A 12374-nucleotide genomic window follows, 5' to 3' on the forward strand; every position below is an offset into this window, starting at 1 on the left:
GTCACGACGCCTCCAGCCCTCGTGGCGTCAGCGCCAGTTCCACCAGCGACGCCAGCCAGTCCACCAGCAACGCCAGCGCCACCGTCAGTACCGAGCCCAGGATCAGCACGGCTGTCCGCTGGGTCTGGATGCCCGACGTGATCAGGTCGCCGAGACCGCCACCGCCGACGAACGTCGCCAGCGTGGCCGTACCGACGTTGAGGACCAGCGCCGTGCGCACCCCCGCCAGGATCAGCGGCACGGCCAGCGGCAGCTCCACCTTGGTGAGCACCCCCGGCGCCGACATCCCGATACCGCGCGCCGCCTCCACCAACTGCGGTTCGATCGCCCGCAGTCCGGACATCGTGTTGGACAGCACGGGCAGGACCGCGTAGATCACCATGCCGATGACGGCCGTACGGGGCCCGATGCCCAGCCAGATCACCAGCAGCGCCAGCAGGCCGATCGCCGGGGTCGCCTGGCCGACGTTCGCGACCGCCGTCGCCACCGGCGCACCACGGCGCAGCCTGCGCCGGGTCAGGGCGATGCCCAGCGGAATGGCGATGATCAGCACCCAGAAGGTCGAGACGGCGGTCAGCCGGACGTGCTGCCACAGCCGCAGCTGCACATTGCCGCCCGACAGGGAGTTGCGGGCGATCGCGTCCAGCTGGGCGTGGGAGATCCACAGGTAGGTCAGCAGCAGCAGGACGGCCAGCGCGATCGGCATGACCAGGAGCTTGCGCGGGGTGAACCGCCGCCCGGGGCCGGCGGGCGGCGGCCCCGGCTCCCGCTCCCGCTCCCGTTCCCGGTCCTCGTCCGCGAGGTCGTCGCGGAAGGCGCGGTCCGCCGCCTCGTGCTCACCGGGCGGGCGTCGGGCGGCGCCGTTCACGAGCCGCCCTCCAGCTCCGCCTCGGTCCGGTGGTGGCGCAGCTCCTCCAGCTCGTGCCGGTGCTCCATGGCGGCCAGCCGGTCGGCCTCCAGCATCTCGTGCACGGAGTTCATCAGCGTCTCCATGTCGACGACCCCGATGAACTGGCCGCGCCGCCCGGTCACCGCCACCCGGCCGCCCGAGTCGATGAGCACGGCCTCCAGCGCGTCGTGCAGCGTGGCGTCCCGCGTCACGGTGTCGTGCACCAGCTGCCCGGCCCTGGCCGGCGACCCCTTGGCGCGCATCAGGTCGCCGCGCCGCAGCCATTTGTAGGGGCGGCCCCGCCGGTCCAGCATCAGCAGCTCGTTGTGCAGACCGTTGCGCAGCCGGTTGAAGACCGTCTGGAGCGGGTCGTCCACGGTCACGGTGGGGAAGTCGGCGATCTCCACCTCGCGCACCCGGGTGAGGTTGAGCCGCTTCAGGGCCGCGCCCGCCCCGACGAACCCCGACACGAAGTCGTCCGTCGGGTTGGTGAGGATCGCCTCCGGGGTGTCGAACTGCGCGATGTGCGACCGCTCCCGCAGTACGGCGATCCGGTCGCCGAGCTTGATCGCCTCGTCGAAGTCGTGGGTCACGAAGACGATCGTCTTGTGCAGCTCGTGCTGGAGCCGGATCAGCTCGTCCTGGAGGTGGTCGCGGGTGATCGGGTCGACGGCCCCGAACGGCTCGTCCATCAGCAGCACCGGCGGATCGGCGGCCAGCGCCCTCGCCACCCCCACCCGCTGCTGCTGTCCGCCCGACAGCCGGCGCGGATAGCGGCCGTGGTACTCGCGCGGATCGAGGCCCACCAGATCGAGCATCTCCTCGACCCGGTCCCTCACCCTGGTCCTCGGCCAGCCGAGCATCTTCGGCACGAGCGCGATGTTCTCGGCGACGGTCATGTGCGGGAAGAGCCCGGAGGACTGGATCGCGTACCCGACCTTGCGGCGCAGCTTCACCGGGTCGATGTCGGTGACGTCCTCGCCGTTGATCCTGATCCGGCCCGAGGACGGCTCGATCAGCCGGTTGATCATCTTCAGGGTGGTCGACTTGCCGCAGCCCGAAGGACCCACGAAGATCACCGTCTCGCCGGCCTTGATCTCCATCGACACGTTGTCCACGGCGGGCTGTGAAGTGCCGGGGTAGCGCTTGCTGAGGTTCTCCAGCTCGATCGAGGCACCGGACGTCTCAGACACGGATCCCCCTCGGGATGGTCAGCCGGCCCACGAGGGCCAGCAGGGCATCGAGGAGCAGGGCGAGGACGACGATGCCGAGCGTCCCGGCCAGCACCTGGTTGATGGCGTTGGCGCTGCCCAGCGAGGCGATGCCGCGGAAGATCTCGTTGCCCAGGCCCGGCCCGGAGGCGTACGCGGCGATCGCGGCGATGCCCATCAGCATCTGGGTGGCGACGCGGATGCCGGTGAGGACGGGCGGCCACGCGAGTGCCAGCTCCACCCGGAGCATCCTGGCCGTGCGGGACATCCCGATGCCCTTGGCGGCGTCCACCAGGGCCGGGTCGACGCCGCGCAGCCCCACGATCGCGTTGCGCACCACCGGCAGCAGCCCGTAGAGCACCAGCGTGATGACGGTGGGCGGCACGCCCAGGCCCACCACCGGGATCAGCAGGCCGATCAGCGCCAGTGAGGGGATGGTCAGGACGGTGGCCGTCGAGGCGATGGCCAGGTTCCCCGCCCAGTCGCTGCGGAAAGTGAGCACCGCGATCGCCACCCCCAGCAGGGTGGCGATCGCCATGCACTGGACGACGGCGCTGACGTGCTGGAACGCGTCGGTGAGCAGGTGCTGGCGCTGGTCGACCAGGTATCCCCAGAAGCTCACGCGCGCTCCTTCCCGGTCCGGAGCGGCCTGCCCGGCACGCGCCTCAGTCCGGCTCGTCCCCCGCGGCCTGCTGCACCAACGGGATGATCCGCAGAGGTACGGGGTTCTCCATGACGATCGCCGTGGAGGCCCGCACGATCCCATCAAAACCGACGACCCGGTCGATCACCCGCTGGAGATCCGCGTTGGAACGGGCCACCAGGCGGCAGAGCATGTCCCCGTGGCCGGTCGTGGTGTGCAGCTCCAGCACCTCGGGAACGCCCGCCAAGTGCGTGCGCACATCGGGCCCTTGGCCCTGCTTGATCTCCAGCGTCGCGAACGCGGTGACGGGGTAGCCGAGGGCCGCCGGATCGACGTCCGGGCCGAACCCGCGGATGACTCCGTTCGACTGAAGACGGTCCAGCCGGGCCTGGACCGTGCCCCGGGCGACGCCGAGACGTCGGGACGCCTCCAGGACGCCTATCCGCGGCTCGCGGGCCAGCAGGACGATGAGCCTGCCGTCCAGATGATCGATCGCCAAGACGTCCTCCCGATGGTCACCATGTACAGATAGCCCGGTCATACTCGCCGTTCGCTGAGCAGATTGCCCAGTGAATACGAGAACTATTGCGCAGCTTGTGGATCGGAGGGAGCCTGCCGCCATGGCAGAGAACTCGATGACCATTGAGCACACCCCGACCACCGCGCGCGAGGCCGACCCCTTCCCGGTGAAGGGAATGGACGCTGTCGTCTTCGCCGTGGGCAACGCCAAGCAGGCCGCGCACTACTACTCCACGGCCTTCGGCATGAAGCTGGTCGCCTACTCCGGACCGGAGAACGGCAACCGCGAGACCGCGAGCTACGTCCTGACGAACGGCGGCGCCCGTTTCGTGTTCACCTCGGTCATCAAGGTGGCCACGGACCGCGGCCGGTTCCTCGCCGACCACGTCGCCGAGCACGGCGACGGCGTCGTCGACCTCGCCATCGAGGTGCCGGACGCCCGCAAGGCGTACGCGTACGCCGTCGAGCAGGGCGCGACCGGCCTGGCCGAGCCGCACGAGGTGACGGACGAGCACGGCACCGTGGTGCTGGCCGCCATCGCCACCTACGGCAAGACCCGCCACACCCTCGTCGAGCGCCGCGGCTACGACGGCCCCTACCTGCCCGGCTACGTCGCCGCCGACCCGATGGTCGAGCCGCCCGCCAAGCGCACCTTCCAGGCGATCGACCACTGCGTGGGCAACGTCGAGCTCGGCAGGATGAACGACTGGGTGGCCTTCTACAACAAGGTCATGGGCTTCACCAACATGAAGGAGTTCGTCGGCGACGACATCGCCACCGAGTACTCCGCCCTCATGTCGAAGGTCGTCGCCGACGGCACGCTGAAGGTGAAGTTCCCCATCAACGAGCCCGCGATCGCGAAGAAGAAGTCGCAGATCGACGAGTACCTGGAGTTCTACGGCGGGGCCGGCGTCCAGCACATCGCGCTCGCCACGAACGACATCGTCTCCACCGTGCGGACCATGCGCGCGGCCGGCGTGCAGTTCCTGGACACGCCCGACTCGTACTACGACACCCTGGGCGAGTGGGCCGGCGAGACCCGCGTGCCCATCGAGACCCTGCGCGAGCTGAAGATCCTCGTCGACCGCGACGAGGACGGCTACCTGCTCCAGATCTTCACCAAGCCGGTCCAGGACCGTCCGACCGTCTTCTTCGAGATGATCGAGCGGCACGGCTCGATGGGCTTCGGAAAGGGCAACTTCAAGGCCCTCTTCGAGGCGATCGAGCGCGAGCAGGCCAAGCGCGGCAACCTCTAGAACGAGACCTGGGGTCTTCTCCCGTCCGGATCAGCCTGGATCAGCCCGGATCGGTGAGCGGGGTCCGGTATCGGCGACCGGTGACAACGCGGTGTCACGCGGTGCCGGGGCACGCGAGCCCGGCACGATCCGGACGTGAGGCCCCGGGCCGCGGCCGGAAGTCCCGCCCGGTCCGCGACTCCGGGCGGACGCCGGCACGTGCCGGACGATCGCCAGGCCCTCGCCCGGACCCCGCCGATCCGGCCGGCTCCGGGCGGGGGCCTGGTCGGCGGCGGGCACCACCCGGGGAGACACGCCCCGGGACCGGGGGAGTGCCCGCCGCACACGTGGCCCCGCGGCCCCTGACCCGCGGGGCCACGACCGTACGGCTCACCGTCCCGTCGCCCCGGGCGTGCCGCGCCCCGCCGGGGCGGGCCCCGTACGGGCGGAGTTCCCCGAGCCGCCATCCGGGACCCGGGCCGCCGGACCCGCGGGCCGGGCGGGCTGCCGCCAGGAGGGGGTACGGGACGGGCTGCCCGAACCCGCCTTGCGGCTCCCCGAACCCGCACCGGACCACGCCTTGCGGCTGCCCGAACCCGAACTGCGGCTCCCCGACCCGGCGGAGGCGGCGGCACCGCTCTTGCGCTGGGGGCGGGGCCTGGCGCCGTACACCTGGGCGGGCCCGCCCGCCGGGGGCTCGCCCAGCACCTCCAGGGCCCGGCGCGCCCGGGGCGCCAGCAGCGGCGAGAACGCCGGGTTGATCCTCAGCGCCTCCTCGATGTGACGGCGCGCCGCCCCGTACTTCTCCAGCGCCCGCTCGATCTGGCCCCGGTGGTACATGAACAGCGCGCTGCGCAGCCCCGTCCCGGTCGCCCGCACGGCATACGGCAGCGCCTCCTGGGGCCTGCCCGCCCGGTACAGCGCCCAGCCCAGGGCGTCCGCGACGTGCACCGAGCGGTGGTGGCGCGCCCACTCGGCGCCGAGCCATGTCACGGCCGCGTCCGGATCCCCGTGGTCCGTCTCGTAACGGGCCAGCGCCAGCGACCGGTTCACCCCGTGCGTGAGCCCCTCCGCCGAGCGGACGCGGAGCATCTCGTACTGGGTCCGCGCGTCACCGTCCAGGCCCACCGACTCGTGCAGCTCCGCCGACGCCAGCGTGTACTCGGGCAGCGGCGCCGCCGACAGCGCCGCCCCGTACTCCCGCAGCGCCTCGTCCGTGCGCCCCAGCGACGCCAGCGCCCTGGCCCGTCCCGCCAGCGAAGGGGCGTGCCCGCGCACCAGCCGCAGCGCCGCGTCGTACGCCCCCAGCGCCTCGGCCGGCTCACCCCGCTCCCACGCCAGGTCGCCCAGCCGCTGCAGGCAGCTCGCCTTCTCGGCCTTCGTGGCCGCCAGCGCCACCGCGTCCTGTGCCACCGCCGACGCGTCCTCGCGCCAGCCCCGGTCACCGAAGACCAGCGTCGCCCGGGACAGCGTGGGCCCGTCCTGGCGCAGTGCGCGCAGCTGCTCCAGCGCCCGGCCCGCCGAGGTGTAGTCCCCGAGCCCCGTGTACGCGTCGACGAGCACCGGATACGTCTGCCAGCGGCGGGGCTTCGCCCTGCGCGCCGCCTCACCCCACTGCTTGGCCGCCACGAAGTCCCCGCGGGCGTTGGCCAGCGCCCCCATGCCCGCCAGGGCGCCGGCGTTCCCCTTGGCCCCGGGGAACACCGCGAGGGACCGCTTCAGCGCCCGCTCGGCCCGAGGGAAGGCCGCGGAGTCGCCCTCCCGGGTGCCCCGCTCGACGTAGGCGGCCCCGAGCGCCGCCCACGACTCGTCGTCACCGGGGTGCCTGCGCAGCCACTTCTCACGGTCGCCGATGAGCGCGGCCAGCTCCGGCAGCGAGGCCTGCGCGCCCGCCTCGACGGCCGACACCGCCCGCGCGACCGGGCCGGGCGCCGGCGGCGGCCCGTCGCCGCCCGGGCCGACCGGGAGGACGAACAGCAGCACCGTCCCCGCCAGCACCGCGGCGATCCCCGCGACCAGCACCGTCCGTGGGGCCCGTTCCTTCTTCATAAGGATCACTGTGCGCCAGTACGACGAGCACACGGGGAGCACACTCCGCCGCCCCGAGCGGTTCGCCCGACGGGTTCACACCGATGGCCCCGGGTGCCAGGCTGGAACCATGGACGATCTCTACGAACGGCTGCGCGCGGGCCTCCCGGACGAAGCGTTGATCACCGACCCGGACATCACCGCTTCGTACGCCCACGACATGGCGAGCTTCTGCGAGGCCGGCACACCGGCCGTGGTCGCCCTCCCGCGCACCGTCGAGGAGGTCCAGCACGTGATGCGGACCGCCACCGCGCTGCGCGTCCCCGTCGTCCCGCAGGGGGCCCGGACCGGACTGTCCGGCGCGGCGAACGCGTCGGACGGCTGCATCGTGCTCTCCCTGACCAGGATGGACCGCATCCTGGAGATCAGCCCGGTGGACCGGATCGCCGTCGTCGAACCCGGCGTCGTCAACGCCGTGCTGTCCCGCGCGGTGGGGGAGCACGGCCTGTACTACCCGCCGGACCCCTCCAGCTGGGAGACGTGCACCATCGGCGGCAACATCGGCACCGCGTCGGGCGGCCTGTGCTGCGTCAAGTACGGCGTGACCGCCGAGTACGTCCTGGGCCTGGACGTCGTGCTGGCCGACGGCCGTCTGCTGTCCACCGGCCGCCGTACCGCCAAGGGGGTCGCCGGGTACGACCTGACCCGTCTCTTCGTCGGCTCCGAGGGCAGCCTCGGGGTCGTCGTACGCGCCGTCCTCGCCCTCAAGCCCCAGCCGCCCCGGCAGCTGGTCCTCGCCGCCGAGTTCCCCTCCGCCGGCGCCGCCTGCGACGCCATCTGCGCGATCATGGAGCGGGGGCACACGCCCTCGCTCCTCGAACTCATGGACCGCACGACGGTCCGGGCGGTCAACCGGATGGCGGCCATGGGGCTGCCGGACAGCACCGAGGCCCTGCTGCTCGCCGCGTTCGACACGCCCGACCCGACGGACGACCTGGCCGCGGTCGGCGAGCTGTGCACCGCGGCGGGCGCCACGCAGGTCGTCCCGGCCGAGGACACGGCCGAGTCCGAACTGCTGCTCCAGGCACGGCGACTGGCGCTGACCGCCCTGGAGACGGTCTCCACGGCGACGATGATCGACGACGTCTGCGTACCGCGCTCCAGGCTCGCCGAGATGCTCGACGGCACGGCCGCCGTCGCGGCGAAGTACGACCTCACCATCGGCGTCTGCGCCCACGCGGGCGACGGCAACACCCACCCCGTCGTCTGCTTCGACCACGCCGACCCCGACGAGTCCCGGCGGGCCCGTGAGTCGTTCGACGAGATCATGGCCCTCGGGCTGGAGCTCGGCGGCACCATCACCGGCGAACACGGGGTGGGCGTACTGAAGAAGGAGTGGCTGGCCCGCGAACTGGGCCCGGTGGGGATCGAGTTGCAGCGCGGCATCAAGCACACCTTCGACCCGCTCGGCATCCTCAACCCGGGCAAGCTCTTCTGATCCCCGCAAACCCGCCCCCGGCTACCCCGGCCCCCGGCGACCCCGCCCCCCGGCCTCAGGCCCCGGGCCACCGGCTCCGTGGCGCTGCGTCCTACGGCCTAGGCCCGATGTCCGATGGTCGGGGCACCGGCAACCGCATAGCGTGAAGGCACCGATGAAGGAGGAGCCGTGCCCGCACGCCTTGACCACACCATCGTCCGCAGCCGCGACCGGTTCGCCGCCGCGCGCTTCCTCACCGAGCTGATCGGCGAACCGGAGCCCAGGCCCTTCGGCCCGTTCGCCAGCGTCCCCCTCGCCAACGGCGTCACCCTCGACTACCTCGACGACGAAGGGGACATCGTCTCCCAGCACCTCGCCTTCCTCGTCGCCGAGGACGAGTTCGACGAGATCTTCGGACGGATCGTGAAGGGCGAACTCCCTTACTGGGCCGACCCGTACCACCGCACGCCGCAGGAGATCAACCATCTCCACGGCGGCCGCGGGGTGTACCTGGAGGACCCGGACGGCCACTCCATCGAGTTCATCACCCACACCTATGTGACCGAGTCCTCCTGAGCCGGGACACCCCCTAGGCGTCCTCGTCCTGTGACTCCCCCGAGAGCCACAGGTCGTGCGGCCACCCCCCGCCGAAGCCGTCCGCGGCGCGGGCGAGCAACTCGGTGAGCCCGTCGTCGATGCCGAGCCGTCCGGACTCCGACCCGGGCGGCACGATCCGCAGCGTGCGCTCCAGCCATGCCGACACCTGCGCGCGCGGCGCCCGCAGCAGCGCGTCGCCGTCCGGCGAGGACAGCGCCAGCAGGACGACGGCGCGTCCGCCGGCCCGGGAGGGCCGGATCCGGACATCCCCGTCGCCGCACGGCCCGAAGACCCCTTCGACCAGCAGGTCGCGGGCGAAGGTCCAGTTCACCGGGTGTTCCGAGCCGATGTGGAAGGCGATGTGCACCGCGTACGGGTCGTCCGTGCGGTAGGTCAGCCGGGCCGGTACGGCGCCGCCGCGCCCGGGCGGCCCCACGAGTTCGATCTCCACGTCACGTTCCACCACGGTGTGCTGCATGGGACTGCTCCTCCTTCTCCGGTACGGACCCGGGAGCGGGCCGCACCAGGGAAGAGGCGTCTACCCCGTCATCCTTACGCGACTTCGGGCGATGACTTCCCGTTACTTTCCGTGATGTCATTGTGACCGAATAGTGTCCCTTACGGCGGGACGGGCCCGGGGGCACGCGGCGGTCTGATAGATGTGGTGCCTTGAATTGCGGCCCTCGAAGAGATACGGGACCACGGTGATGAGCGCCCCAACCCCGGCGACCGGCGATGGCAGTCCCACGCCTGGCTACTATCCGGATCCTTCCATCCCTGGATATATCCGGTTCTGGAACGGGGGTGCCTGGGTGCCCGGCACGAGCCGCCCCGCGCCCGGGGACGGCGAGGCGATGCCGGCACCGCCCGCCTCGGCGGCCCCCGCCCCCGCCCCGGCACCGGTGCCCTCGGTCGAGGAGACCGGCCCGGTCTTCTTCGACGAGGAGCCGCTGGCAGGGGAAGCCGTCGTCGAGACCCACCCCGAGCCCGCGTCCGCCTGGCAGGCCGACGCCTCCCGCCAGGCCGGCTTCGGCGGCGAGAGGGACCGCCGTGTCTCCTGGGGGGCCGAGGGACAGGACCCGCGTACACCGGCCGACCCGCGCCGGGCGCCCGCCGACCCGACGGGCGGCGCGCTGCCCGGCGTACGGAACGTGGAGCCGGAGCCCGGCGCGGCGGGCGTCCAGCCGCAGCGGCGGGCGCCCGGCCAGGGCGTCCCGGAGGGCACCGTCACCATCCGCGCCCAGCAGTCCCGGCAGGAGCAGCCCGCCGACGGCACCATGACGATCCGCGCGCTGAAGCCGGAGGGCCCCAAGGCTCCCGAGTCGCCGCAGATCCCGGCCCGGACGCCGCCCGCGCAGCCCCAGCGGGCCCAGCAGGCGGGACCGCCGCACGTCCCCCAGGCCCAGCCGAACCAGGCCCAGGCGCATCTGTCCCAGCCGCCCCGGCAGGCACAGCCCCAGCCCGCGCCCGGCGTGCCCGCCACTCCCGCTGCTCCCGTCACCCCCGTCACCCCCGGCCCCGGCGGCGGCGCGGCGTCCTGGGCGCAGCAGGTCCACCAGCTCGCCCAGCCGCAGCTCTCCCAGCCCCAGGCCCAGCCGCAGCCGCAGTCCGGCGGCCGCTTCCCGGAGGCGGAGGCGCAGCAGCCGGTCGTGCCGTGGAAGCCGCCGGTCGCGGACCCGTTCCTGGCGGCCGCCCAGGCCCAGGCCAACGCGCGCCCCGCCGGTCTCGGCAAGCGGCTGGCGGCCCGGTTGATCGACACCGTGGTCCTCGGAGCGCTTGTCGGGGCGGCGTCCTTCCCGTTCGTCTCGTCGGCGCTCGGCCACATCGACGGCAAGATCGAGCAGGCCAAGCAGTCCGGTGAGACGGTGACCGTGTGGCTGCTCGACGGCACCACCTCAATGCACTTCGGCATCGCGCTGGCCCTGCTGCTGGTGCTCGGGGCGCTGTACGAGGCGCTGCCGACCGCCAGGTGGGGCCGCACGCTCGGCAAGAAGGTGTGCGGTCTGGAAGTGCGCGACATCGAGTCGCACGGGCCGCCCGCGTTCGGCGCGGCGCTACGCCGCTGGCTGGTGTACGGGGTGCTCGGCGTCCTGGTGATCGGGATCGCCAACGTCCTGTGGTGCCTGGTCGACCGGCCGTGGCGGCAGTGCTGGCACGACAAGGCGGCGCATACGTTCGTGGCCGGCTGAGGCCCGCTCAGGACGGCGGCCGGCCCCGGAGGAGCGGCCGCCGGGCTCCCGACGGGCGCCCGCTCCCCGTGGGGGCGAGAGGCTTCCCCCGAACGGCGGGTGAGCCGTTGCGGGGCCCGGCCGGCCGGGATGCACTGCCCCCATGAGCAATGATCAGCCGACGCCCGGCCAGCCGCCCGAGGACGACCCGTTCCTCAAGAAACCGCAGGGCCCGCCGTCATCGGGTTCCCCGTACGGGGAGGGCACTCCGCCGCCGTCCGCCCCGCCCCCGGGCGCCGGCGGCCCGTACGACGGCGGTGGCGGGGCCGGCGGAGGGGGAGCGCAGGGCGGCGGCCCGTACGGGGGCGGCGGGCCCTACGGGGGCGGGGGAGGCCCTTACGGGGGCGGCGGGGGAGGCCCGTACGGCGGCACGGGCGGACCCTACGGCGGTTACGGCGGCTCCGACCCGCTCGCCGGGATGCCGCCGCTCGCCCCGTCCGGCAAGCGCATCCTCGCGCGCGTCATCGACTGGTTCATCATCTTCGTGCCGCTGGCCGTCATCGGCATCCCGTTCGACATCTACCAGAAGGTGTCGGGAGACTCCGACGACCTGGGCGACGTGTGGCAGGCGAGCTCCGGCGGGCAGTGGCTCTTCCAGCTCATCTCGATCGTGGCGTATGTCGGCTACGACACCCTCATGACGAAGCGCAACGGGCAGACCCTGGGCAAGCGCCTGATGGGGCTGCGGGTGGCGATGCTCAACGACGGCAGTGTGCCGCCGACGAACGCGTCGCTGGTGCGTGCCCTCGTGCTGTGGCTGCCGACGCTGATCTGCTGCGCCTGTCTGTGGCCGCTGCTCCTGCTGATCCTGATCCTGGTCGACAAGCCGTACAAGCAGGGTCTGCACGACAAGGCGGCCAGGACCGTGGTCGTGTCAACGACGCAGTGAGTGCTCCGAGCCGCGGGCTCGCGGGCCGGGGAGGCCGGTCCGGACGCCGTCGCCGGCGGTGGCGTCCGGCTTGCGTGCTCCGGCCGCCCGGGCGGGTGCGGTCGTCCTCGGGCGGGAGACGGGCAGCGTGAGGGCGACCAGCAGGCCGAGCAGGAGCGCGGCCAGGCCGATCAGCGCGATACCGGGACCGGTCGTGGTGCGGGACAGCAGGAGCATGGCGACGGTCGCGAAGACGACGGTGGCCGAACCGTAGGCGAGCTGTGCGGCATTCGGACGCGGCATGACGGATTCCGTCCTCGAAGCATCGGTTGGGGGTGTCTCGCAACTCGGTCGCACTGCCAAACGACTCTACGACGGTGGATGCCCGAGAGGAACCGGTAGTAAGCGTGACCTAACCCACGGTACCGGTGCATGGGGGGCGCACAGAATCACGGCCTATGCCATATGGCCGGATCGGGGCGCCCGTTGACGCGATCCGGCGCCCGGCGGGGGAGGACGGCGGTGTCCGCCCGTCGGAGTCCCCGCCTGCTCAGTGTGGTCGTGCCCGGACAGGTCCAGTCACTGTCCTTTCATCCCGAACTCCGGTCGAATGGCGCCACTTGGCACGCGTGGCACACCGGGGGCCCGACGGAGACGGCTTGATGCGGCGGGCCGTGCA

At 72.7% G+C, this 12374-nt stretch carries 12 protein-coding genes; 5 read left to right on the forward strand and 7 right to left on the reverse strand.

The genetic code is table 11. From position 1 onward, the window contains the following. Position 1: 1 nt before the first annotated feature. From PUR26_RS07220 to PUR26_RS07235, 4 genes are read right to left on the reverse strand one after another with little or no spacing between them, the layout of a single operon-like run. Positions 2 to 868 carry an ABC transporter permease gene (locus PUR26_RS07220; protein ID WP_329870343.1) on the reverse strand — a complete coding sequence of 289 codons (867 nt, stop codon included), beginning with the start codon at positions 866 to 868 and terminating at the stop codon, positions 2 to 4. Continuing rightward, a complete protein-coding gene (locus PUR26_RS07225; RefSeq protein ID WP_329870346.1) occupies positions 865 to 2082 on the reverse strand; it encodes a betaine/proline/choline family ABC transporter ATP-binding protein in 1218 nt (405 codons plus the stop codon). The genes PUR26_RS07220 and PUR26_RS07225 overlap by 4 nt, the downstream gene beginning before the upstream one ends. After that, positions 2075 to 2722 (reverse strand): ABC transporter permease, encoded by a 648-nt coding sequence (locus PUR26_RS07230; protein ID WP_329870348.1) that lies wholly within the window; start codon positions 2720 to 2722, stop codon positions 2075 to 2077. The genes PUR26_RS07225 and PUR26_RS07230 overlap by 8 nt, the downstream gene beginning before the upstream one ends. Positions 2723 to 2765: 43 nt before the next feature. After that, positions 2766 to 3242: an Lrp/AsnC family transcriptional regulator gene (locus PUR26_RS07235; RefSeq protein WP_329870350.1), complete on the reverse strand. Its 477-nt coding sequence runs from the start codon at positions 3240 to 3242 to the stop codon at positions 2766 to 2768. A 121-nt stretch (positions 3243 to 3363) separates the two neighbouring features. On the opposite strand from PUR26_RS07235, the gene hppD reads away from it, so the two are divergent. Beyond that, positions 3364 to 4518 carry a 4-hydroxyphenylpyruvate dioxygenase gene (hppD, locus tag PUR26_RS07240; RefSeq protein ID WP_443076998.1) on the forward strand — a complete coding sequence of 385 codons (1155 nt, stop codon included), beginning with the start codon at positions 3364 to 3366 and terminating at the stop codon, positions 4516 to 4518. A 369-nt stretch (positions 4519 to 4887) separates the two neighbouring features. Here the strand turns inward: hppD and PUR26_RS07245 are convergent, their stop codons facing one another. Beyond that, positions 4888 to 6546 (reverse strand): tetratricopeptide repeat protein, encoded by a 1659-nt coding sequence (locus PUR26_RS07245; protein WP_329870351.1) that lies wholly within the window; start codon positions 6544 to 6546, stop codon positions 4888 to 4890. Positions 6547 to 6655: 109 nt separating this feature from the next. On the opposite strand from PUR26_RS07245, the gene PUR26_RS07250 reads away from it, so the two are divergent. Together PUR26_RS07250 and PUR26_RS07255 are read left to right on the forward strand one after the other, a co-directional pair. After that, positions 6656 to 8023 (forward strand): FAD-binding oxidoreductase, encoded by a 1368-nt coding sequence (locus PUR26_RS07250; RefSeq protein WP_329870353.1) that lies wholly within the window; start codon positions 6656 to 6658, stop codon positions 8021 to 8023. Between the two features lie 168 nt (positions 8024 to 8191). After that, a complete protein-coding gene (locus PUR26_RS07255) occupies positions 8192 to 8578 on the forward strand; it encodes a VOC family protein (protein ID WP_329870355.1) in 387 nt (128 codons plus the stop codon). Between the two features lie 13 nt (positions 8579 to 8591). Here PUR26_RS07255 and PUR26_RS07260 read toward each other — a convergent pair whose 3' ends face one another. Then, positions 8592 to 9077 carry an SsgA family sporulation/cell division regulator gene (locus PUR26_RS07260; RefSeq protein WP_329870357.1) on the reverse strand — a complete coding sequence of 162 codons (486 nt, stop codon included), beginning with the start codon at positions 9075 to 9077 and terminating at the stop codon, positions 8592 to 8594. Between the two features lie 229 nt (positions 9078 to 9306). Here PUR26_RS07260 and PUR26_RS07265 point away from each other — a divergent pair, with 229 nt between their 5' ends. Both PUR26_RS07265 and PUR26_RS07270 read left to right on the forward strand, forming a co-directional pair. Beyond that, positions 9307 to 10788: an RDD family protein gene (locus PUR26_RS07265; RefSeq protein WP_329870359.1), complete on the forward strand. Its 1482-nt coding sequence runs from the start codon at positions 9307 to 9309 to the stop codon at positions 10786 to 10788. A gap of 142 nt (positions 10789 to 10930) precedes the next feature. Beyond that, positions 10931 to 11716 carry an RDD family protein gene (locus PUR26_RS07270; protein ID WP_329870361.1) on the forward strand — a complete coding sequence of 262 codons (786 nt, stop codon included), beginning with the start codon at positions 10931 to 10933 and terminating at the stop codon, positions 11714 to 11716. Here PUR26_RS07270 and PUR26_RS07275 read toward each other — a convergent pair. Continuing rightward, the gene (locus PUR26_RS07275; RefSeq protein ID WP_329870362.1) at positions 11702 to 11998 is read right to left on the reverse strand and encodes a hypothetical protein; all 297 of its coding nucleotides are present in this window, start codon (positions 11996 to 11998) and stop codon (positions 11702 to 11704) included. The two genes, PUR26_RS07270 and PUR26_RS07275, sit on opposite strands and share 15 nt — an antisense overlap. Positions 11999 to 12374: the final 376 nt, after the last annotated feature.

The sequence above is a fragment of the Streptomyces sp. SP18CS02 genome (assembly GCF_036322365.1).
GTDB lineage: Bacteria > Actinomycetota > Actinomycetes > Streptomycetales > Streptomycetaceae > Streptomyces.